This window comes from Marinobacterium rhizophilum DSM 18822, assembly GCF_000378045.1.
GTDB classification, from domain to species: domain Bacteria; phylum Pseudomonadota; class Gammaproteobacteria; order Pseudomonadales; family Balneatricaceae; genus Marinobacterium_A; species Marinobacterium_A rhizophilum.
In genome coordinates, this window is sequence record NZ_KB899097.1 from 1 (window position 1) to 20,954 (window position 20,954).

The following is a 20,954-nucleotide window of genomic DNA, read 5'->3' on the forward strand; positions in this document are numbered from 1 at the left end:
AATCTGCGCCGCAAGGGCAAGAAGCGCCTGCCATCCCGCTCACCTGAGCCGCTGGCGGTGCCCGTTCAGGTCAACCACTGCTGGTCGATGGACTTCATGCATGACGCGCTACGCTGTAGCCGGAAATTCAGGACGTTCAACGTCGTGGATGACTTTAACCGCGAAGCGCTGGCGATAGAGATCGATCTGAATCTACCCGCAACCCGTGTTATCAGGACACTCGAACGAGTTGTGGCCTGGCGCGGAAAGCCTCTGAAAGTGAGGGTAGACAACGGGCCGGAATTCATCTCATTGGCGCTGGCTGAATGGGCTGAATACAACAACGTTGTATTGGAATTTATAGAGCCCGGCAAGCCGACACAGAATTCCTATATCGAGCGCTTCAACCGGACCTATCGCCACGAGGTGTTGGATTTTTATATCTTCAGCACCCTGACCGAAGTGCGAGATATTACCGAGAAGTGGCTCATCGAATACAACGACGAAAGGCCGCATGAGTCACTGGACGACCTGTCGCCATGGGCCTTCCTGGCTAAACAGGACGACCGGATGAACTCTAATAATAGCTGGCACTAAAACAGGGAGGTTTACAGTATCTGTAAATATATATTCTCTAACACTTTCTTGTTCGTTGGCATCATTGCGAGCTACCAGGGCAATGGCATCTTCGGTATCGCTTAAATTGACAGGCATATGTGGTAAACCCGCAGGTATATAAATAAAATCACCCTGCTTGTTGATACATGTTTCTGCTAGATTTTCTCCGTAAAAAGTTTGTACATCCCCCTTTAGCAGATAAATAGCCGTTTCAAAGCCTTCATGGTAATGTGGTTGCGCCTTTGCACCAGCAGGAATTATTACAACGTTCATGGAAATAGAACTAGATCCCGCCGACTTTTCAGAAATGCCTACATAATTGGGAAGTCTTTGCAGCGTGTCTATGGCTACTTCTGGTCTAACAGTAACGATCTTTCCTTTCAAATTCATGATAAATCCCACCACCTATAAAAAAGACAGCCGAAACTAACTAAAGCTGCCTAATGCCTTGTTAAGTAGTGAGGCACGTACTGCAAAAGGCACTCACTACCCCGCAAATACAAAACTCAATGCAAACCCAAAATGCCACGCGTACCGAATCTACTTGAATAGTTTGTCATGCAAAATGTAGTGACTTCGCCTAAGTATAGGATGTTTTTGAATGTTTGAAACCAACTGAAGGATAAAAAACATGCGACTCTTTTCGTGTTGCATTCGACCTAACTACGATTCGGTTTAAACCTTCTTTATATGCCCATTTTTCTGCAGCCTTGACCAAGGCCTCTGCTATTCCATTGCGACGAAATTCTGAGTCGACAACAAGACCGGTAGATCCGACAGACCTGGGCAAAAGGCAGGACCTGACCCCGTGCCCCCAAAACTGATGACGATTATAGGTAACTCGGAAAGCTAACGCCCGCGTAATAGGCGCGAGCTTGCGAGCGTCCTAATTGACGCGTTTGATACTGATTGAGCCTTCTCCGCCCAGCATAGACCGCGGCCTATGCTGGAGGTGACGAAACCGAACCGGAGAAGGCTAATGAGATTCTATACGAAAAATCACCGCTATTACTGTGGTATCGATCTGCATGCCCGGGTTCTCTATGTCTGCATCCTCGATACCGAAGATCAGATTCGAGTGCACAGGAATATACCTGCGACCAGCATGGACCTGATCGACCTGCTGGCGCCCTACCTTCACGAAGACATCGTTATCGGGGTCGAATGTATGCATTGCTGGTACTGGGTCTCCGATCTCTGCCAACAATTCAACCTGCCGTTTGCGCTGGGGCATGCCCTCTATATGCGGGCAATCCATGGCGGCAAGGCTATCTAGTATCCCTCGTGCGTGGCAGGATGCCCGAAAGTGGCAGCACCTCAGGTGCATAAGGGACCCTCGATAGGTGTTTGTTGCCGCATTCATCGGCGGTCAACGGACCGGAAATACGAAGCGGGCAGATCAAATTGTTAAAAAGTAAGCATGGGCAAAAAGCCTAGAATTTTTTAATGCCTATTGACGTGGGGACGGCTCATAGGTGTTATGTGCAATCTCCCCATGAAGACGCTACGCAGATAGAGAGTCCTCGTTCTGATCTTAATGGATAAAACTCAGAAGTCATACTCAGGATTCTTTGGGTCGAAGTCGGCGTCTGACAGACGCGCGTCAAGGTTCAGGTTCTCGTACCCGTAGTTCTCGACGAGCCGGCCGTCCCGGTCATAGACTCTGATCCTTATCAGGATCTTGCTCTCGACATCCTGGTTGATAACAAACTGCGCACCGTCGTAGTCCTCCGCATTCTCGTTGGGTAGTATGTCTATTACCATGACCTGCGTGTCCCTGCCGTAGACACTTTCTTTTCCGTGATCGGTGAACGTGAGCACACCAGCTTTGATCGCCTTGCGCATGTTGATCGCAACAGTTTGCAGGAGGAAGCCAACCCCTGTACTGGTCACCGGGCGAAGGTCATTTTCCATGAGTTTCGGGTCATTTGGGGCGAGATTGCGAACGATAAAGCTGAAAAATCCGCCCCTGTGCGCCTTGATGCGGCCCTTATTCCAGCCCACTACGTACAGTAACTCGCTCCCCTTGTAGGGTTCTGTCACCCACTTCATGTACAGGGAATATGGCTTTTTCCTGAACTTGAGGAATATGTTCTCTTCGTCAAGGAGTTCGCCCGCTATCCGCTGCTGCTTATGAAAAATGGCGGTGTAACTTTCGACCCTTTCGTAGGCGGCCTCTGCCTCCACGAGCCACTTCTCAGGATTGGGTTCAACAATTTCACCGCCGTGCGCCGCCATAGCAAGGATTACGAACAACGCTGAACAGATGATCCGGGACAAAGGGTTGTTTGCAATGTTGTCCATGTCTCATAAATCCGCCGCCGAAACAGTTTAGGTAGCCATAGTATTTAAATAATAGCCTTCGTTAATTCATATAACATTTGTATCGTAGCCTCGAAGGCCGATTTGCCTGAGGCCAGTATTTCCTGCTAAATTTTCGTCAAAAACGGGCACAAAGCCAGGCAGCATCAGCCTTCCAGGTCATCTACCCTATCAAACTAAATTCGACAAAACGATCGTTAGCAACCACTCGGACTTAACACTGACCTACTGCGGAAAATCCGTTTTGGACATTTTTCGCACTCTTTGTCGTTAAATAGAACCACTATTCTCCTCAAAAGAGCTCAAAAACTGCCTCAAAACAAACTTCCCCTCGCTACGACCGGCTAAGCCCGACCGGCTGCAAAGCCTCATATCCCCATTATGACGAAACGCTGTAACTTTCTGATATTAGACAGGTATTAGCACATATTTAGCTGCACACCGAGATTCTGGCCCGCAAGACCGTTTATCCGGCCGAATTGACCGAAAGCGCCTGAAACCACGCTACCGCCCTTCCAACAACGGAATACCGCCTGCGATGCAACACAGACAGGGCCAGAAAAACAGAGGAATTGAGAGTAGGGGGAGGAATTCACCCAGCCTGGCTTCCGTTGCTCAGCTGACGATTTGATTGTTTGACGATCAAATCCGGCACCGATAATCCGTTGGTGCCCAAGGCATCATGCCCAAGAATAGTTCAGCTTGCCGCCCCTGCACCTGCGTAATCACGCAAATTCAGGGGTGACAAGGCAACCTTTTGACGCCCGAGCAACGCACCCCTTGCCGCATCGGCAGCAACGCTGCGACCGGCAAGCTGCAATTGCGTGCCCAGCATGCACGATCCCGCGCCTTTTCTGGTGCGAAAGCAGCCTTCGGCAGTACATGCCCATAAAGGTCAACGGTCCCTAAGCAAGATACTCAGTAAGCGGCGGCAAGCTGCGCTTCTTGCGCTTTTTTATGCTTCTGGAACAGCAATACCAGCACCAGGCCGGCCGCAGATGTCGCGGCACCTGCCAGCGCAACGCTTGGCAAGCCCAGCTCGAGATGAATCACCGCGCCTCCCAGTGCAGCCCCGCTGGCATTACCCAGGTTGAACGCGGCAATGTTCATTGACGACGCAAGATTCGGCGCGTCTGCGGCTTCGCGTACAACCAGCGCCTGTAACGGCGGCACTATGGCAAAGCTCGCGATGCCCCAGAGGAAAATCAGCGGTGGCACGATCAGGGTATGCTGCATGGTGGCCGCAAATAGCGTCAGCAGAATGACGGATCCCAGTAATGACATCACCAGCGTGCCGGTCAGGTTGCGATCGGCAAAGCGGCCCGCCAACCCGTTGCCGACCGCCAGACCCAGGCCGTACAGCACCAGCATGCTGGTAACAAACAGGGTTCCGACGCGGGTCTCATCTTGCAAAATCGGTGCGATATAGCTGAACACGGTAAACATCGAGCTGGAGCTAACCACGGTCAGAAGAAGTGCAAACAGTACTGAGCCTTTACCGAGCACCCTGATTTCACTGGCAATGGTGGTTTGGCCGTCCACGGCCAGTTTAGGTAGCGAGGCACGTAACGCGACCAGGGTGACCAGACCCAATACGGTCATCCCCATAAACGCGGTTCGCCAGCCGATGGTTTCACCCACGTAGGTTGCCAGCGGCACACCGCCGATATTGGCAATGGTCAGGCCGGAAAACATCGCGGCCACCGCGCCTGCACGCTTGTGCGGCGGTACCAGCTGCGTGGCGACAACGGCGCCCACGCCAAAAAACGCACCGTGATTGAACGAGGTAACGATACGACCGATCAGCAGGGTGCCGTAGCCGTCCGACAGTGCCGAGATCAGGTTGCCGATGGTGAAAATGCTCATCGCCAGCAGCAGCAGACTGCGGCGCGACATGTTGGCAAACCCCAGTGTCATGATCGGCGCACCGACCACCACACCAAAGGCATAGGCGCTGATCAGCATACCGGCGGTCGGGATGCTCACGTCCAGATCGCCAGCAATGACCGACAACATGCCCATGGGAGAAAATTCGGTAACACCGATACCGAATGCCCCCAGGGCCAGCGCCAGCAGCGGCAGGTTAAGCTTCATTGTGATCTGTCTCCTCAATTTGTTCATTCGGGGAGTGTAATTTAGTCACCCGCTCCCGATAAGTGGGCACCGTGGTCAACCAGCTTTGCGTTCAATTCAAAAATGGGGTGCGTAAAGTGTCGATAGGAAGGATTTTGGTCATTACACTGGGCGTCGGCAGCCAACAAAAGAGAACAGCATGGACAACAAAAGGACGGACCGTACCGCCGAGATGGAAACCTTCCTGGCCGTGGCCTGTGCCGGCTCACTCAGTGGCGCGGCCCGAAAACTGGGCCTCACGCCCTCGGCAGTCAGCCGCCTGGTGACGCGTATCGAGCAGCGCCTGGGTGTGCGACTGGTGGTGCGCACCACACGCAGTCTGCGGCTAACCCGCGAGGGGGAGGATTATGCGCTGGCGGCACGGCGCATACTGGCGGATCTTGACCAAACCGAATCCGCCATTGCCGACAGAGCCAGCCCCAGAGGGCTGGTACGGGTCAGTGCCGCCCTGGCGCATGGTCGTCTGAGCATTGTGCCGTTGCTGCCGGAATTTCTGGCACGTTATCCGGATATCACCGTCGAGGTACAGCTCAGCGATGAAGTATCGGATGTGGAAGGGGGCCATATCGACGTTGCCATTCGCTTCGGGCCATTGCCGGACAGCTTGCTCAGCGCCCGTCGACTGGGCGAAACCGGCCGTTCGGTCGTCGCCTCGCCGGACTACCTGCAACGCCACGGCTATCCCCAAACGCTGGCGGACCTGGCGTATCACAACTGCATGGATTTCAGCTTCAAGCGCATCGAACCGGGCTGGCCCTTTCAGGCAGACGGTGAGAACGTCATGTTGCCCATCAATGGCAACGTACGCGCCAACAATGGCGAAACCCTGGTACAACTGGCCTTGCAGGGGGTGGGTATCACGCGGCTTGGCGACTTCCATATCGCCCCTGATCTTGAATCGGGGCGACTGGTGCGTTTGCTCGACGACTTTAACCCTGGCGACACCGAAGCCATCCATGCCGTATTTTTCGGCGGCACAACCATGCCCGCCCGGGTGCGGGTTTTTGTCGACTACCTGGTTGAGAAAATGACGGTGGGGAGCGGCCAGGACCGTTTTAATGCGGGTTAAGAGGATAGTGGGTATTGGCCGATGTTCGCGGACGCGGGAAAGCCGCCTGCATTGCCGTATGCCTTTATACCGCGTGCACATGGATAGGTTCTTGCTTGCGATAGAGTAAAAGTTGAGATGCCCGGCACACTGGCGGGATCGGTCTCTGTGCCGGAAAGTGCCCGAAAACACACCACCGCCCGTGCGGTGATCGAAATCATTGAACCACTACAAAAACCAGTTCCCGATGGGCACGCTCCGCTTTGCCCATCCTACAATTGGATACCAAACCATCAGAGTTAAATAACCACCACCATTACATCAGAACGGCTTCGATCCCCCTTCGAGAAGAAAATTGCTCCTGCATTCTCTGGCTACCTGCCGTTAATCTTGAAGGAAGCGTCGCCGATACCGACGCACAGCCTCCATTTTCAGCCCTTCGCCGCGGGGCACGGCTTCCTACGGGGATCGCAGGTATAGCGCCGCCAGGCGAAATCCAGACTCGCAGAAACGCCACGAACTCCCCGCCTGACCAACCCGACTCCACTTCACCCCTCCTCGCGCTCCCGCAATATCGCCTCCAGGCTGATTTTCGGGCAGACAACATGATTGATGTAATCGACCAGGTTGCTGGCCGAACGCCTGATGTACTTCTCGGTCGCCGCATCCAGACAATGCCCTTCGGAATCGAATACCTGCTGAACCTTGGCAATGGAGACCGCCAGCGGCAGTGGCATGGCACCGACATGGGCGCAGATGGCGCGCAGCTGCTCGGTGGACTTGATGGCGCCGATTGCACCGGCGGCCACACCCAGGATAGACACCGGCTTGTCGCCGAGTACGCTGGGGAAGCCGAGATTGTCGATGGCCAGTTTCATCGGGCTGCTGATGCCGCCATGGTATTCAGGGGATGCCAGCAGCACACCGGTGGCGGATGCCACAGTCTGCTGAAACTGCTCGATGGCGGCGGGATATTTCGCGTCCAGGCCCGGCAGTGGCAGGTCCAGGGATTCAAGCCGAATCGGCGTTACCTCGACCCCGGGCGTTTTCTTCAGCTCGTCGATGGCCAGTTCCAGCGCCATGGCGGTGTAGTTGCCGGGTCGCACACTGCCACAGATGGTGACGATCTTGATGCTCATGGGCATGGTCTCCTGCGTCTGTCGTTTGCGGGTAAATAACCAGGGATGCTCAACATCCACCCCTACCCAGCTTAAAAGACAAATGCCCGCTTTGCCTGAAACAGGCCAGGCCCGTCACCTGCACGCACGCGGTCAGACGAAAAAAAGCCCCGCAGGCAAAGGTGCCTGCGGGGCTTGAAAAGGAAAATCGTCAGTTGGCCATCAGGCTCGGCAGCCAGAGTGAAATGGCCGGGAACAGCGCGATGATCAGCATGCAGGCGAACATCGACAGCAGGAACGACACCATGGCGCGGAACAGTGCACCCATCGGCAGGAAAGCCCTGCTACGGGGGAAATCCAAACCACAGTCCTTGATAGACGCTTGAAGCAGCGTCCTGTGTTCTGCCTGAGAACACAGGGCGGGGAATTGCAGGGGTCGTGCGTGGGGATCAGACGTACTGACCGGCGGCATCGCCGCACGCCCAGGCGAACTGGAAATTATGTCCACCCAGGTGGCCGGTAACATCAAGGCACTCGCCAATAAAATACAACCCCGCGACCTTTTTGGCCTCGAAGGTTTTGGACGAAACCTCGTCGGTGTCGATACCGCCACGGGTGACTTCCGCGGTACGGTAACCTTCGGTGCCGGCGGGCTTGACCACCCAGCGGTGAAAGGCATCGGCTACCGCGGCGAGCTGGCGGCTGTCGAAGCGGTTGATGGGCCCCTCGAAGGACCACAGGTCACAGAACGTCTGCACGACCCGCTTGTGCATTTGCTGGCCCAGCAGGGTGCGGATATCGGCCTTGGGACGCTCTTCGCGCTGCTCGCCCAGCCATTGCAGCAGATCAAGTTCCGGAAACAGGTCAATCTCGACTTCAGCACCGGGATCCCAGTAGGACGAAATCTGCAGGATGGCCGGACCGCTGAGGCCACGGTGGGTAAACAGCAGGTTCTCAACGAACGCCGTATCCCTGATGGATGCGCGAATTCGATGCGAGACGCCCGACAACGGCTTGAACACTTCCAGATCCTTGGGCTGCAGCGTAAAGGGCACCAGCGCCGCCTGCAACGGCAACACCTTCAGGCCAAACTGTTTTGCCGTTTCATAGGCGAACGGTGTAGCGCCGCCGTTGGGGATCGACAGGCCTCCGGTGGCAATCACCAGCGACTGGCACTGCCAGATGCCGGCGGATGTCTTGACGCGATAGCCGTCGGCGTTTTTGTCGATACGGTATATCGTACTGTCGGTGCGAATATCCACCCCGGCCCAGTCACATTCGGTCAGCAGCAGCTGCAATATTTCCTTGCTGGAGACATCGCAGAACAGCTGTCCAAGCGTCTTCTCGTGGTAATCGATACCATGGCGCTCTACCAGTTCGATAAAGCGCGCCGCCGGGTAGCGGCTCAGCGCCGACTTGCAAAAATGCGGGTTGGCCGACAGGTAGTTGGAAGGACTGTTGTGTAGATTGGTGAAATTGCAGCGCCCGCCGCCAGACATCAATATCTTGCGGCCAATCTTGTTGCTGTGTTCGAGCAGCAGCACCGAACGGCCGCGATAACCGGCCGTGGCGGCGCACATCAAGCCTGCGGCGCCAGCGCCAATGATGATCACATCGCGGGAGAAATCCTGGGAATGCAAAGAGCTTACCTGGCTGTATTGGAAAGGCGCGTATGCTAACACAAACCGCCACAGAGGGCCGAGATGGTCATCATCAGGGCCTGGCGTGGCAGGATGGAATCGCCATCAGACGGAATCGGTCTTGGGCGCGGGGACGGGGACGGGCTTTTTATGGCTCGAGTCGCATAACGGCGGCGTCCCGGTTGCCTTGCACAGACAGAGCCAGACAGCGCCCGTGCGCTCCGCGATAAAAACGACGGGATCAATGCCGGTGCCCTGATGGGAACCATCACACCAGGGCTGGGTTTCGGAGCGCCCGCAGGCGCACCAGGTATAGGTCTCGCCTTCTGTCAGTTCGACCTTGACCGGTGCATTGCCGGCGCGGTGAATCGGTGCATGGGACATGCTCTAGCCTCCGCTTGTCGCAATGCCCTAAAGCTAGCAGTCCACCGATACGAACGCCAACCGGGCACCGCGGCCTGCAGTAAAAATCGCACGTCGCGGTGCCCCATCTTAATAAGCCGACATGAAAATACCGTTCATTGCGACCTGATACATGGAGGCATCATTGGGCCTTCCTTTGATAAAGATGGCCCAATGCAAGCCCGTGAAAACCAGCGGATATCGCAAAATATCGCCCGGTTTTCATGGGCGACCGTTAAACAGGCAGGGACGCCTGTTTACTTGTCGGACTGAGCGTCATCTGTGCCCTGCTGCGCCTCAACGCCCGGCTCGGAATCTTGCTCTGCCTTCGGAAGATCGGCGGCGCTTTTCTCGCGATTCAGGCGGCGGATTTTCTCGGCCAGACGACCGCCGCGCGGTTGCTGCATCTGACGCTGGCGCGCTTCGAGCTCTTCCTTTTCACGCTGCTTTTCATACACGGACTTCTGCTGCTTGCGCTTTTCCAGTGAACGCTTCTTGCGGCTCTCGTAACTATCAGGGTCAGCCAGCTTTTCGCTGCGCCTGGGTGCAGATTCACCCCACTCGATACGGTTGGCATCGGAGCGTTTCTTTTTTAAACGTGTCATGTCGGATCCTGCTGTTGCTCATCTTCTGCCGCCAGCCGTTCAGCTTCTTCCAAAGCGGCCTGACGTCGTTTCTCATCCCACTCAGCGACGGTCTCGAAACTGATGCGTCCGAGCTTGCCGCCACGTAACTCCATTAACAGTATCTCCGATGCCTTGTGCCGATCGACAATGCCGCCGGGTTTCAGGCATCCCCGCTTGCGCCCGATCTGCTCAAGCAGCTCGTCCGCAATCTCGGCCAACGTCGTCAGCCTGTATCGTTCCATCAGGCGCTGCGGATACGATGCCAGCATAAAGCCGGCCGCAAACAGCGCCACATCTTCCAACTCAATTGCAGTATCACGGATTGCACCGCTGGCCGCCAAACGGTAGCCCGAATCAGGGTCAACTATTTTCGGCCAGAGGATGCCCGGAGTATCCGACAACGCCATGCCACCTTGCATCATGAAGCGCTGCTGGTGCCGCGTGACCGCCGGTGTATTGCCCACCTTGGCAATGCGCTTGCCCACCAGCGCATTGATCAGGGTGGACTTGCCGACGTTGGGGATCCCCATGATCATGGCACGTACCGGCCGCCCCTGGGCGACACGGGAAGGCACCAGCTGCTTGCACAGTTCAGGCAGTCGCTTGATCAGCTTGCGATTCTCATTATCCAGCGCCAGAGCCTGCACACCGTCCATGGCATTGAAAAACGCGAGCCACTGAGCCGTTACATCCGGGTCGGCGAGATCCGACTTGTTCAGCAGCTTGATCACAGGCTTGCCCTTGCGCAAAGAGTCCACCAGCGGATTCTCGCTCGACTGGGGCAGGCGGGCATCCAGCACCTCGATCACCACATCGATCTCGTCCATGGTCTTGGCGATCTCTTTGCGTGCCTTGTGCATGTGTCCCGGAAACCAATTAATGCTCATCTTTACCCTGCCCTGTTCGAAGGCCGCCTATTATAGCGTTGTGGCGCCAAAGGGATACTCCTGTGACCCCTATCAGGCCTATCCGCAAATGCCTTTTTGCGTATACACTTGATGGTCGTAATTCAATAACAGGGAGATGGCGGGAAAATGGACAATAACCCCGATGATCAGTGCCTGCTTGTGGCCCGCCAGCCAATTTTCGATCAGCATCAGAAAGTCGTGGCCTACGAACTGCTGTACAGGACCGATAACGAGGGCGCCGGCGCTACACGGCTCGAAGGATCGGCCCCCAATGGCGATATCATCCTCAACATTTATACCAGCATTTCCGATGCCGGCGCGGTTCGGCGCGTACCGGCATTTGTACCGGTAAGCCGCGCACTGCTGCTGTCCGGCTATTTCCCCGATCTTCCCAGCAAACAGGTCGTTATCGAACTCGAACCCGGCACTGATCCGGACCCGGACTATGAACGCGTGGCGCTCAAGCTGGTCAAGGACGGTTATCGCCTGGCGCTGTGCAATTTCAGTTACGGCCCACAGCACGATAACCTGCTGCGGGCCGCCCAGATCGTCAAACTGGATGTACGCAAGTTTGACGAGGCGCAACTCGATCAGCAGATGCGGCTGATGACCCCGTTCAAGCTGGCTTTCCTGGCCGAGGGCATCGACAGTTTCGATCAGCTCGAGCGCTGCATCGATATGGGTTTCAAGCTCTACCAGGGCAGCTTCCTCAGCAAGCCCAAGCTGCTGCAGGAGCGCCGCGTCAGCGCCAAGCAGTTCACCCTGCTGCAACTGATTCAGGAACTGCAAGAGCCCTCGACCACGCCGGAGAAACTGGAAGCGCTGATCATCCGCGACCCGGTACTGACCTTCAAGCTCCTGCGCATCGTCAACTCCGCCGCCTATGCTCTGGTGCGCAAGGTGGAGTCCATTGCCCAGGCGGTCGTGCTGCTGGGCCTTGAACAGGTCAAAAAGTGGGCCACCCTGATTGCCATGTCCGCCAACAAGGACAAGCCCGAAGAGCTGTCCCGCGTGCTGCTGATTCGCGGACGCATGTGCGAACTGGTGGCAGTCACCCAGCGCAGGCCGGCACCGAACAGCTATTTCATGGCCGGCATGATGTCCGGCTTGCACGCCATGCTGGATATCCAGCAGGAATCCATGCTGTCCCAGGTTCCGCTGGGAGATGACGTCAAGGCGGCCATTCGCAGCGGCGAAGGGCCCATTGGCGAAGTACTTAACAATGTCATCAACTATGAAAACGGTGACTGGGACCGCCTGCCGGTGGACTTCAACAGCGCCGTCTACGACTGGGCCTACCGGGCCAGCCTGCAATGGACACAGGAATCCATGCAAGCCATCCACGAGGACTGACAACCCGCCTGCATCATCGTCCAGATAGCCGTTACATACATCACCTAATGGAGCAACACTATGAGCCAGGCCCACGGCCTTTACATCGAAGATCTGGAATTAGGCCAGAGCGCATCGGTTCTCAAAACAGTCAGCGACCGTGATATCCGCCTGTTTGCAGAGATCACCGGCGATACCAACCCGGTACACCTGGACGAGGAATTCGCCGCGCAGACCCAGTTCAAGACCCGCATCGCCCACGGCATATTCAGTGCAGGCCTAATATCCGCGGTGATCGGTACGCATTTGCCAGGCCCGGGTGCCGTCTATCTGGATCAGAGCCTCAAATTCCGCCTGCCGATCTATCTTGGCGATGAAGTCGAAACCCGCGTCACCATAACCGATATCAATCTGCGCCGTGGCCGTGTCACCCTTAGCACCGAATGCTTTGTGGCAGGCAAGCGCGTAACCCAGGGCGAAGCCGTGGTCATGGTCGACAAGAAGCCCGCTGTGTGAGGTAAGGCCCCATGCTGATTCAGCCCGACAAATCCCTGCTGCTGGTCATCGACGTTCAGGACAAGCTGCTGCCGGCAGTTGAGGCACCGCAACAACTGCAAGAACACTGCCGCTGGCTCCTGGAGATCGCGACCTTCCTCAAGGTGCCGGTACTCTGCACCGAGCAGTATCCCAAAGGCATCGGGCATACCGATGCGCGCCTGCGAGAACTTGTTCCGGCTGACGCCATTGTGGAAAAAAACCATTTTTCCTGCATGTCAGAACCGGCCTGCAGCGCTGCGATCAATGCACGCCAGCCGGATCAGGTGATATTAATTGGCATTGAGGCCCATGTCTGCGTACTGCAAAGCGCCCTCGAGCTGCGTCAGCAGGGGCGCGAGGTCTATGTCGTGGCCGACTGCATTGCATCGCGCAACCCCCAGGACAAGGCCCTGGCCATTGAACGCATGCGCCAGGCGGGCGTGCACATTGTAAGCCGGGAAATGGTGGCGTTCGAGTGGATGCAAAAAGCCGGCACCGACAGCTTTCGGCATATCAGCCGCAACTACCTGCGCTAAAGCCGAAACACACCCGTGCTTTGGCATCTCGCCGGCACGGGCCTTATACATGTTGCGTTAACCCGGCACTCGGGCGACATGGCGCACAAAGTCCTCTGCCCCCATCACCCCCACCACCGTCAGCTGCGGCGCCAGGGTACCATCGGCGCCGTAGAACAACAGCGCCGGCGGACCCATGACACCGTATTCGCGGCTAAGCGCCTGTGCCGCCTCGTCATTGGCGGTGACATCCACCCTGATCAGCTGATACCCGGCCAGTGCCTGGTGTACACCGGCATCGTTGAACGTCACGTATTCCAGTTCGTAGCAGGACACACACCATTCAGCGAAAAAATCCAGCATCACCGGCTGGCCATTGCGCCGCGCCTGCTCCAGCAATGGCTGCAACTGTTCCATGGACGTCACCTTTTGAAACGCCAATCCCTGAGCGAGCGCAGGTTTTGCACTTGCCAGTCCCTGCAACGGATACACCAGGCTGCGACTGCCGGCAAACAGGCCCACCATGAGCGCGATACCGTACACCAGCAGTAAAAGCCCGACCCCCTTCCAGAGCCGGTGCCAGCCGTCATGCACATCGGGCAGACGGTCCAGGGCATTCATGTAGACCGCAGAGACAATCAGTACGATCGCCGTGAGCGCCATGGTCATCTGATCCGCCACGATGCGATCCAGCATCCAGATGGCCATGAGCAGCAGCAACACACCAAAGCCGGCCTTGACCGAGGCCATCCAGGCACCGGTTCTGGGCAGCAATTTGCCGGCCGAAGCACCAATCAGCAACAGCGGGAACCCCATGCCCAGACTCAGGAAGAACAGCGCCAGGCCGCCCAGCACCGGATCACCGGTCTGGCCAATGTAGATCAGGGCGCCCGCCAGCGGTGCTGCCATGCAGGGACCCACAATCAACGCCGACAACAACCCCATCAGCGCCACACCGTGCAGGCTGCCCGGCTTGCCGCTATTGCTGGCGCGCGTCAAACGCGTTTGCCAGCGAGCCGGCACCTGCAGTTCGTAAAAGCCAAACATCGACAGGGCTAGCAGGACGAAAATGGCCGCGAAGATGGAGACGATCCAGGGATTCTGGAAAGCCGCCGGGATATTGGCGCCAAAAAGACCCGCCAGAATACCCGCCAGCGTGTAGGTGGCGGCTACCGCGAGCACATACACCAGTGACAGGCTAAATGCGCGCCCCGTGGTCATACGCGCGCCATGACCGGCGATGATGCTGGAAATAATGGGGATCATCGGGAACACGCAGGGCGTGAACGCCAGCGCCAGCCCAGCCAGAAAGAAGGCCCCCAGGGTGACCACGAGGCTGGCGTCTCGCAGCAGTGCGGCGAAACGGTCCTGCTCACTGACCGGCATATCAAGCGCGCTGCCGGTGGCCGCGTAGCGCGTAATGGCGGGCGCAGGGATAGCGTCTGCAGCACCGCCATCAGCATCAACAGAACTATCGACAGGCGCCTCGGCACCCTTGGGCGCCGATTGCACAGGTTCTTGTCCAGCAACAGGTGCGGCAGATGCATCGGCCAGTACGGCGATATCTTTCAGACTGATGTCACGGGTCACGGGCGGATAACAGATCCCCCCCTCCCAACAGCCCTGATAGGTGACCGCCAGGGTATCGTCGGTATTGGCTCCCACCCGGCTGGCCAGTTGCAGCTCGATTTCGGCAAACTCGTGGTACACCCAGACCTTGCCAAACAGCGGGTCGTCCTTTTCCTCTGCCGGGGCGTTAATGCGTTCCACCACCTCGGAACGCTGGCCACTCGTGTTGAAGGCCATGCGATCGCGGTACAGGTAGTAATCCGGCGCGATGGTCCACAACAGCTTGACCCGGCCGTCGCCCAACTGTTCTGCATCGAGCTTGAAGGCCTCGTCGACCTGCAGCGGCCCATCGGGCGCGGCAAACGGGTTCTTGTCGAACAGACCCGCCTGCACCGTAAAGCCCAGCGGCAACAGCAGCATAAACCACAGACAGCGACGTACTAACACAGAGAAGTAACAGTGCACGGGATTCCAGATTCCACAGATTGATCCAAATGGCAGCCAATAGACCACACTGGCGCCTGCGAGTTCGCATCCAATACCGGAGCTGTGCCCCATATTGTATCATTGCCCAGTAACAGGAGCCCGTTTGGGCTTATAACCTCCTGATTTATGTGTTAAAAAGATTCGCCAAGATGCAATAAAAGAAGCAGCATGCCGCTGTTGCAGGGAAATACCATGACCGATACACGCGTAGAAGACCTGAATATCGATTCGCACTCGGTGCTTATCACCCCCGAAGCGTTGAAACAGAAGTTGCCGATTAGTGATGCCGCGGCCGAAACAGTGATGGCGGGCCGCAAGGTCATCCGTGACATTCTGGACAAAAAAGACCACCGTCTGTTTGTCGTTATAGGCCCCTGCTCCATCCACGATCCGGTCGCTGCCATCGAATATGGCAAACGTCTCAAGGCGCTCGCCGAACAGGTCAAAGACAGCCTCTATCTGGTCATGCGTGTCTATTTTGAAAAGCCCCGCACCACCGTGGGCTGGAAGGGCCTGATCAATGACCCGCACATGGATGACTCCTTCGATATCGAGGAAGGCCTGCACATTGCCCGCAAATTGCTGCTGGACCTGTCAGAGATGGGCCTGCCGCTGGCAACCGAAGCGCTCGACCCGATCTCGCCCCAGTACCTGCAGGACCTGATCTCCTGGTCCGCCATCGGCGCCCGCACCACCGAATCCCAAACACACCGTGAAATGTCCTCTGGCCTGTCCTGCGCCGTAGGCTTCAAGAACGGTACCGACGGCGGCCTGACCGTCGCGATCAATGCGCTTCAGTCCGTCAGCCACCCGCACAATTTCCTTGGCATCAGCCCGGGCGGCGAAGTCTCCATTATCCGCACCAAGGGTAACCAGTACGGCCATGTGGTACTGCGCGGCGGCAACGGCAAGCCCAACTATGACTCCGTCAATGTGACGCTATGCGAACAGGCGCTGGAAAAGAACGGCCTGGCCCGCAACATCATGGTGGACTGCAGCCACGCCAACTCCAACAAGGACCCGGCCCTTCAGCCACTGGTGGCCGAAAACGTCGCCAACCAGATCGTGGAAGGCAACAAGTCACTTGTCGGCCTGATGATCGAGTCGAACCTGGGTTGGGGCAACCAGTCAATTCCGGCAGATCTGAGCGAACTGAAATACGGCGTATCGGTAACCGATGCCTGCATCGACTGGGACACCACCGAAAAGAGCCTGCTGAAAATGCATGCACAGCTCAAGGACGTTCTGCCCAAGCGCTGATCCACGCCCCCCCCGAAACGGGCCCTGCCCGTTCCGGGGGGCTCGCCAAAACAAAGGCCCGGGCACTATCCCGGAACCCTCTCCCCCGCATTCGCCACGGCCTGCTCCGTCCGCCGATCCTTTTCCATTTGCCGATAAAGGCCGAACCCTGCCATCAGACCGATCGCGGCCAGTCCGATCCAGATCCAGTCGCGTTCCAGGCCGGGCGACGAAAGCAACCCCCCCAGCACCAGGTGCCCGGAAAAGGCGGCCAGCCCCCCTACGCAGGAATAGAGACCGTAGTAACTCCCCAGTTCCGAACGCTCGCAAAAGCGCGGCACGCTGGCAGCGAGAAGCGGCATCACCAGCATCGAGCCCAGGCTGAAGGTCGCGGCGAAACCGACGAAACTCAGGCGGACGTCGGAGGCAAAATGCGTCAGGAACCAGAGAAAGGCGCTACCCATCAGCGCAAGGCCCAGCCCCATCGTACGACTTCGCCCTAGCAGCCCGGGCACGCGCCGGTTAAGCGGCACCTGCAGACAGATACCCAGCACCGACGAAATCACGAAGACCGTCGTGATCACGCCAGCATCCAGGCCCCGCGTCTTCACCTCGTCGGGCAGCGACAGGTACAGCTGATGGAAGAACAGATGAAAGGCGCAGGCGAAGGCGATGAACCCCATAAAGCGCGGGTTGCACAGCATCGTCTGCCACTGTCGCCAGAACGGCGAATCGGCGCCCTGGCGCTTTTCCTGGGTCGTCAGCTCCGGCAGAAATCGCCACTGCATCCAGAGCAGCATCAGAAACAGCAGTGCGGCGCCAAGACCGACCAGCGCGAAGTCGTAGCGCAACAGCGCAATGCCGACCAGCGGCCCCAGGAACATGCCCGCCTCGCTGCTCCAGTTCTGCAGCGCAAAGATCCGGTCCCGCCTGTCGGCATCGGGCGCTTCATAGGCCAGATAGGCATTGCTTGAGGGCGTAAATAGCGCGCCGGCCAGACCGGTCAAAAACGCCCCCGCCAGCAGAGCCGGAAGCTGCTGCGCGATCGCCAGCAGCGCAAAGCCGCCGACCCGCACTACGCACCCCAACAGGATCAGGCGCTTGTAACCGAGATAATCGCCCAGGGTTCCGCCGACCAGAAACAGACCCTGCTGGCTCAGAACCCGCAACCCGATGACCAGCCCCGCATACCAGGGACTGAGCCCCAGGGTTCGCTGCAAATGGTCCGCCAGGTACGGCAGCAGCATGTAGAACCCCAGATTGAAGGTGAACCCGTTAGCGATCAGAACACGCCCCGCGACCGAGACCTCGCGCCAGTCGTGCAACAGATTAGAGGTGCGCATCAGCCGGCCAGCACCGCCCGGACCTGCGCCTCGGGAGCGGCAACCGACTGCCCGGGACGGCCACGACGCGGTGTTCGTATGAACGGCACCCCCTGTTGATCGTATGCGATCTCGGCACTGACGCCGTAGACCTCATGCACCAGCTCGGGACTCAGAATCGCAGCGGGCGCACCTTGCGCGATCAGTCGGCCGCCTTTGAGCACCAGCAGATTATCGGCATACTGCGCGGCCAGATTCAGATCGTGCAGAACCATGACCGACACCCAGTGCTGCCGATGCGTCTGCTGATAGAGATGATCCAGTAACACCTGCTGAAAATGCAGATCGAGGGCACTGACCGGCTCATCCAGCATCAGGATACGCGGATTGCGGATCAGCGCCTGGGCGAACAGGACCATCTGGCACTGGCCGCCGCTCAGGGTGCGCACATCGCGATGGGCAAGTTGCAACAGCCCAACCTGATCCAGCGCCTTGAGGGCGGCTTCGATCAGCGGGTCCCTGAGCTTCAGGGACAGGGCATCCAGCTGCCCCAGCAGCACGACCTCGAGCACCGTCAGCCCGATATCGAGCCTGATATCCTGGGGCATGTAGCCGAAGCGCTGACGCCAGTGACCGGTCTGGCGGTAATCCAGACGCTCGCCGTCGAACAGCACGTCGCCGGATTGCGGTCTGATATCACCGAACAGCACTTTCAGCAAAGAGCTTTTGCCGGTACCGTTCGGCCCGATGATGACGTGGATTTTCCCCGCCTGTAGCTGAAAATTGAGCCTGTCGGCCAGCAGCAGATCATCGAATGCCAGCGACAAGTCCCTTACTTCGAGCATCAGTGCGTCCTCTTGCCGATAATCATCCAGAAGAAAAACGGCACGCCAATGATGGCCGTGACGATACCGATGGGAAACAGTGCGCCCGGTACGATGGTTTTCGACAGCACGGAAGCACTGGACAGCAAAAAGGCACCCACCAGGAACGACAGCGGCAGAAAATAACGCTGATCCTCGCCGACCAGCATACGGGCGATATTCGGAGCGACGATGCCAATAAAGCCGATGATGCCGACAAAGCTGGTTACTGTGGCGGTCATCAATGCCACTATCACCAGGGTTTTAAGGCGCAACCGGGCGACATTCACCCCGAGGCTCTTTGCCCGTGACTCCCCGAGCCTCAGCGCAGTCAGCTTCCAGGCATCGCGCATCAGCAACGTCATGCAGACCAGGGTAACCGATGCGGTAATGCCGACATTCGTCCAGGTTGCCTTGGTCAGACTGCCGAAGAGCCAGAACAGTATCTGCTGACTGAGTTCTGGAGAGGATACAAACTGGACCAGCGACAGCAGCGACTGAAACAGGAACAGCAGCGCAATGCCCGCCAGAATCAGCTGCCCGGAGGTGATATGGCGCATCATCGCCAGACCGAACAGCAGTCCCGCCGACAACATGCAGCAGACGAATGCCCCCACCGGCACAGCGAACTCCGTGCTCAGTCCGAGCGAACCGACATACAGCATCAGGGCCGCGCCAAATCCAGCCGCCGCCGCCATGCCCAGAGTGTAGGGGCTGGCCATGGGATTGTTCAGCAGGGTCTGCATCTCTGCGCCGCCGACACCCAGCACACCCCCGACGATCAGCGCCATCAACGCGATCGGCAGGCGAAGACTGATGACGATGACCTCAGAGGTGGGCTGCACCCCGACAGGCACACCGACCAGTCGCAACAATACATTGACCACTTCCTCTACGCCGAGCATCGAGGGGCCGGTGGCGATATCCATCACAAAGGACGCAGCCAGAACACAAAACAGCGCAAGCAGCATCCAGATACGGCGCTGCTCGTTATGACGCTGCAGACGGAGACTTTCCGCCAAAGAGAGAGATGTCATCAGTTCAGGCCAACAATTATTAATTGCGAATCATTTGCATACGCATTTTAATTAAATATAAAATCCAGACAACCCTTCCGGCTTGAATTATTGCTTCATTCGCCGGTTTTTATGCTTTCAAAATAATCATTTAGGAAACCCCATGCTGAAAAAGCTGCTGGGCCTGACCGCCCTGATCTATTCGTCGATGAGCTTTGCGCAAGTGACCACTGTCACGGACGTGCTGGACCGGGAAGTGACCTTCGATGCCCCAGCGCAGCGGGTAGTGGTGGGCTTTTACCCCGAAGACTATATGGCGATCGGCACCGAAGCGGCCTATGACAGGGTGGTCGGCATGTCCAAGTACATCTGGCAGGCGCGCGAGGCCAACTGGGAAATGTATCTCGAGCACCGCCCGTCCCTCGACCGTATTCCCGGTATCGGCCGTGTCGATACCAAGACGTTTTCGGTCGAAAAGGTCATCAGTCTGCAACCGGACCTGATCATGCTGGCCGACTGGCAATTCAAGGGGCTGGGGAGCGATGTCGAGCGCCTGGAAAGCGCAGGTATCGCGGTCGTGGTCGTCGATTACAACGCCCAGACCCTGGAGCGTCACGTACAGAGCACCCGACTGATTGGCGTCATCACCGGGCAGGAGGAACGTGCGGACAGAATCGCCGCCGAGTACGCCCGCAACGTCAAAACCATCGCCGGGCGCCTGGAGGAAGCCGGGCTGCCGATGCCGAAAGTTTATACGGAATTCGGTTCGGCCGGTGTTGACGAGATCGGTTATACATTCGGCAAGAACATGTGGGGCGCCATTTCCAAGATGGCAGGCGGCGACAACATATCCGAGCCTTTCGTCGAATGGTGGGGCAAGCTGAACCCGGAACAGATCATCGCGACCAACCCGGACATCATCGTCATCACCGGCTATGAAACAGCCGGAAGCGACGACGGCATGATCATGGGCCAGGGTGTCGACGAAACGGAAGCCAAAGAGCGCCTGGCAGGCTTCAGGCAACGCCTGGGCTGGTCAACGCTGAACGCGGTCCGGGAAAACCGCATCTATGGCGCCTATCACGGTGCATGTCGTACCATCCTCGATGGCGCCATGATCCAGTTCTACGCCAAAGCCATGTACCCGAAGCTGTTCAGCGACCTGAACCCAGAAGAAGCCTACAAGAACTTTTACCGAGACTATCTGCCGTTTATGCCAGAAGGCACTTTCATTCTCGCCCCCTGAACTCAATTCCCGACAACAAAAAAGGGGCCCGCGAA

General features: G+C 57.5%; 21 protein-coding genes and 1 pseudogene. 8 read left to right on the plus strand and 14 right to left on the minus strand.

Features of this window, described 5'->3' with window-relative positions:
* A partial coding sequence (locus F451_RS25410) for an IS3 family transposase (RefSeq protein ID WP_020681469.1) occupies positions 1-576 on the plus strand: 576 nt, incomplete at its 5' end.
* On the opposite strand, the gene F451_RS27220 is transcribed toward F451_RS25410, so the two are convergent.
* Together F451_RS27220 and F451_RS28830 are read right to left on the minus strand one after the other, a co-directional pair.
* Positions 499-987, minus strand: coding sequence for a cupin domain-containing protein (locus F451_RS27220; RefSeq protein WP_083928414.1), 489 nt, complete (start codon positions 985-987; stop codon positions 499-501). The two genes, F451_RS25410 and F451_RS27220, sit on opposite strands and share 78 nt — an antisense overlap.
* Positions 988-1,177: 190 nt before the next feature.
* The gene (locus F451_RS28830) at positions 1,178-1,387 is read right to left on the minus strand and encodes a GNAT family N-acetyltransferase (protein ID WP_169434504.1); all 210 of its coding nucleotides are present in this window, start codon (positions 1,385-1,387) and stop codon (positions 1,178-1,180) included.
* A 189-nt stretch (positions 1,388-1,576) separates the two neighbouring features.
* Between F451_RS28830 and F451_RS0111260 the strand changes: the two are divergent.
* Positions 1,577-1,867 (plus strand): annotated as a pseudogene (locus F451_RS0111260) (IS110 family transposase); the annotation flags it as partial.
* A gap of 278 nt (positions 1,868-2,145) precedes the next feature.
* Here F451_RS0111260 and F451_RS0111265 read toward each other — a convergent pair.
* Both F451_RS0111265 and F451_RS0111270 read right to left on the minus strand, forming a co-directional pair.
* On the minus strand, positions 2,146-2,901 hold the full coding sequence (locus F451_RS0111265; protein WP_020681471.1) for a DUF1571 domain-containing protein: 756 nt from the start codon (positions 2,899-2,901) through the stop codon (positions 2,146-2,148).
* Between the two features lie 936 nt (positions 2,902-3,837).
* Positions 3,838-5,013 carry an MFS transporter gene (locus tag F451_RS0111270; RefSeq protein ID WP_020681472.1) on the minus strand — a complete coding sequence of 392 codons (1,176 nt, stop codon included), beginning with the start codon at positions 5,011-5,013 and terminating at the stop codon, positions 3,838-3,840.
* A gap of 178 nt (positions 5,014-5,191) precedes the next feature.
* Between F451_RS0111270 and F451_RS0111275 the strand changes: the two genes are divergently transcribed.
* A complete protein-coding gene (locus F451_RS0111275; protein WP_020681473.1) occupies positions 5,192-6,121 on the plus strand; it encodes a LysR family transcriptional regulator in 930 nt (309 codons plus the stop codon).
* A 527-nt stretch (positions 6,122-6,648) separates the two neighbouring features.
* On the opposite strand, the gene F451_RS0111280 is transcribed toward F451_RS0111275, so the two are convergent.
* From F451_RS0111280 to ylqF, 6 genes are all read right to left on the minus strand, one after another.
* The gene (locus F451_RS0111280; RefSeq protein WP_020681474.1) at positions 6,649-7,239 is read right to left on the minus strand and encodes an NADPH-dependent FMN reductase; all 591 of its coding nucleotides are present in this window, start codon (positions 7,237-7,239) and stop codon (positions 6,649-6,651) included.
* 190 nt (positions 7,240-7,429) lie between these two features.
* On the minus strand, positions 7,430-7,579 hold the full coding sequence (locus tag F451_RS27730; RefSeq protein WP_156826453.1) for a hypothetical protein: 150 nt from the start codon (positions 7,577-7,579) through the stop codon (positions 7,430-7,432).
* An 88-nt stretch (positions 7,580-7,667) separates the two neighbouring features.
* A complete protein-coding gene (locus F451_RS0111290) occupies positions 7,668-8,798 on the minus strand; it encodes a BaiN/RdsA family NAD(P)/FAD-dependent oxidoreductase (protein WP_051103934.1) in 1,131 nt (376 codons plus the stop codon).
* Positions 8,799-8,963: 165 nt separating this feature from the next.
* Positions 8,964-9,242 (minus strand): CDGSH iron-sulfur domain-containing protein, encoded by a 279-nt coding sequence (locus F451_RS0111295; RefSeq protein ID WP_020681477.1) that lies wholly within the window; start codon positions 9,240-9,242, stop codon positions 8,964-8,966.
* 275 nt (positions 9,243-9,517) lie between these two features.
* Positions 9,518-9,865 (minus strand): hypothetical protein, encoded by a 348-nt coding sequence (locus F451_RS25415; protein ID WP_020681478.1) that lies wholly within the window; start codon positions 9,863-9,865, stop codon positions 9,518-9,520.
* Positions 9,862-10,773 carry a ribosome biogenesis GTPase YlqF gene (gene ylqF, locus F451_RS0111305; protein ID WP_026291696.1) on the minus strand — a complete coding sequence of 304 codons (912 nt, stop codon included), beginning with the start codon at positions 10,771-10,773 and terminating at the stop codon, positions 9,862-9,864. The genes F451_RS25415 and ylqF overlap by 4 nt, the downstream gene beginning before the upstream one ends.
* Before the next feature lie 147 nt (positions 10,774-10,920).
* On the opposite strand from ylqF, the gene F451_RS0111310 reads away from it, so the two are divergent.
* The 3 genes from F451_RS0111310 to F451_RS0111320 are packed head-to-tail and all read left to right on the plus strand — an operon-like array spanning position 10,921 to position 13,199.
* Positions 10,921-12,147 carry an EAL and HDOD domain-containing protein gene (locus tag F451_RS0111310; RefSeq protein WP_020681480.1) on the plus strand — a complete coding sequence of 409 codons (1,227 nt, stop codon included), beginning with the start codon at positions 10,921-10,923 and terminating at the stop codon, positions 12,145-12,147.
* Between the two features lie 60 nt (positions 12,148-12,207).
* Positions 12,208-12,642 (plus strand): MaoC family dehydratase, encoded by a 435-nt coding sequence (locus F451_RS0111315; protein WP_020681481.1) that lies wholly within the window; start codon positions 12,208-12,210, stop codon positions 12,640-12,642.
* A gap of 11 nt (positions 12,643-12,653) precedes the next feature.
* Positions 12,654-13,199, plus strand: a complete 546-nt coding sequence (locus F451_RS0111320) for a hydrolase (RefSeq protein ID WP_020681482.1) — start codon at positions 12,654-12,656, stop codon at positions 13,197-13,199.
* A gap of 57 nt (positions 13,200-13,256) precedes the next feature.
* Here the strand turns inward: F451_RS0111320 and dsbD are convergent, their stop codons facing one another.
* Positions 13,257-15,167: a protein-disulfide reductase DsbD gene (gene dsbD / locus F451_RS0111325; RefSeq protein WP_156826454.1), complete on the minus strand. Its 1,911-nt coding sequence runs from the start codon at positions 15,165-15,167 to the stop codon at positions 13,257-13,259.
* A 258-nt stretch (positions 15,168-15,425) separates the two neighbouring features.
* Between dsbD and F451_RS0111330 the strand changes: the two genes are divergently transcribed.
* A complete protein-coding gene (locus F451_RS0111330) occupies positions 15,426-16,493 on the plus strand; it encodes a 3-deoxy-7-phosphoheptulonate synthase (RefSeq protein WP_026291697.1) in 1,068 nt (355 codons plus the stop codon).
* A gap of 65 nt (positions 16,494-16,558) precedes the next feature.
* Here the strand turns inward: F451_RS0111330 and F451_RS0111335 are convergent, their stop codons facing one another.
* Genes F451_RS0111335 through F451_RS0111345 form a run of 3 tightly spaced genes read right to left on the minus strand, consistent with a single transcriptional unit; the run spans position 16,559 to position 19,694 of the window.
* The gene (locus F451_RS0111335) at positions 16,559-17,815 is read right to left on the minus strand and encodes an MFS transporter (protein WP_020681485.1); all 1,257 of its coding nucleotides are present in this window, start codon (positions 17,813-17,815) and stop codon (positions 16,559-16,561) included.
* The gene (locus F451_RS0111340; protein ID WP_020681486.1) at positions 17,815-18,639 is read right to left on the minus strand and encodes an ABC transporter ATP-binding protein; all 825 of its coding nucleotides are present in this window, start codon (positions 18,637-18,639) and stop codon (positions 17,815-17,817) included. The genes F451_RS0111335 and F451_RS0111340 overlap by 1 nt, the downstream gene beginning before the upstream one ends.
* Positions 18,639-19,694 (minus strand): FecCD family ABC transporter permease, encoded by a 1,056-nt coding sequence (locus F451_RS0111345; protein ID WP_026291698.1) that lies wholly within the window; start codon positions 19,692-19,694, stop codon positions 18,639-18,641. The genes F451_RS0111340 and F451_RS0111345 overlap by 1 nt, the downstream gene beginning before the upstream one ends.
* A gap of 142 nt (positions 19,695-19,836) precedes the next feature.
* Between F451_RS0111345 and F451_RS0111350 the strand changes: the two genes are divergently transcribed.
* The gene (locus tag F451_RS0111350; RefSeq protein ID WP_020681488.1) at positions 19,837-20,919 is read left to right on the plus strand and encodes an ABC transporter substrate-binding protein; all 1,083 of its coding nucleotides are present in this window, start codon (positions 19,837-19,839) and stop codon (positions 20,917-20,919) included.
* The last annotated feature ends 35 nt before the right edge of the window (positions 20,920-20,954 follow it).

Excerpts from the sequence above, each read along its gene's own strand:
- F451_RS27220 (WP_083928414.1), bottom strand. The coding sequence starts at position 987 with ATGAATTTGAAAGGAAAGATCGTTACTGTTAGACCAGAAGTAGCCATA.
- F451_RS0111270 (WP_020681472.1), bottom strand. The coding sequence starts at position 5,013 with ATGAAGCTTAACCTGCCGCTGCTGGCGCTGGCCCTGGGGGCATTCGGT.
- ylqF (WP_026291696.1), bottom strand. The coding sequence starts at position 10,773 with ATGAGCATTAATTGGTTTCCGGGACACATGCACAAGGCACGCAAAGAG.
- F451_RS0111340 (WP_020681486.1), bottom strand. The coding sequence starts at position 18,639 with ATGCTCGAAGTAAGGGACTTGTCGCTGGCATTCGATGATCTGCTGCTG.
- F451_RS0111280 (WP_020681474.1), bottom strand. The coding sequence starts at position 7,239 with ATGAGCATCAAGATCGTCACCATCTGTGGCAGTGTGCGACCCGGCAAC.
- F451_RS0111315 (WP_020681481.1), top strand. The coding sequence starts at position 12,208 with ATGAGCCAGGCCCACGGCCTTTACATCGAAGATCTGGAATTAGGCCAG.
- F451_RS0111350 (WP_020681488.1), top strand. The coding sequence starts at position 19,837 with ATGCTGAAAAAGCTGCTGGGCCTGACCGCCCTGATCTATTCGTCGATG.
- dsbD (WP_156826454.1), bottom strand. The coding sequence starts at position 15,167 with ATGCTGCTGTTGCCGCTGGGCTTTACGGTGCAGGCGGGTCTGTTCGAC.
- F451_RS0111345 (WP_026291698.1), bottom strand. The coding sequence starts at position 19,694 with ATGACATCTCTCTCTTTGGCGGAAAGTCTCCGTCTGCAGCGTCATAAC.
- F451_RS25415 (WP_020681478.1), bottom strand. The coding sequence starts at position 9,865 with ATGACACGTTTAAAAAAGAAACGCTCCGATGCCAACCGTATCGAGTGG.
- F451_RS0111265 (WP_020681471.1), bottom strand. The coding sequence starts at position 2,901 with ATGGACAACATTGCAAACAACCCTTTGTCCCGGATCATCTGTTCAGCG.
- F451_RS0111310 (WP_020681480.1), top strand. The coding sequence starts at position 10,921 with ATGGACAATAACCCCGATGATCAGTGCCTGCTTGTGGCCCGCCAGCCA.
- F451_RS0111330 (WP_026291697.1), top strand. The coding sequence starts at position 15,426 with ATGACCGATACACGCGTAGAAGACCTGAATATCGATTCGCACTCGGTG.
- F451_RS0111275 (WP_020681473.1), top strand. The coding sequence starts at position 5,192 with ATGGACAACAAAAGGACGGACCGTACCGCCGAGATGGAAACCTTCCTG.
- F451_RS0111335 (WP_020681485.1), bottom strand. The coding sequence starts at position 17,815 with ATGCGCACCTCTAATCTGTTGCACGACTGGCGCGAGGTCTCGGTCGCG.
- F451_RS0111295 (WP_020681477.1), bottom strand. The coding sequence starts at position 9,242 with ATGTCCCATGCACCGATTCACCGCGCCGGCAATGCACCGGTCAAGGTC.
- F451_RS0111290 (WP_051103934.1), bottom strand. The coding sequence starts at position 8,798 with ATGTGCGCCGCCACGGCCGGTTATCGCGGCCGTTCGGTGCTGCTGCTC.
- F451_RS0111320 (WP_020681482.1), top strand. The coding sequence starts at position 12,654 with ATGCTGATTCAGCCCGACAAATCCCTGCTGCTGGTCATCGACGTTCAG.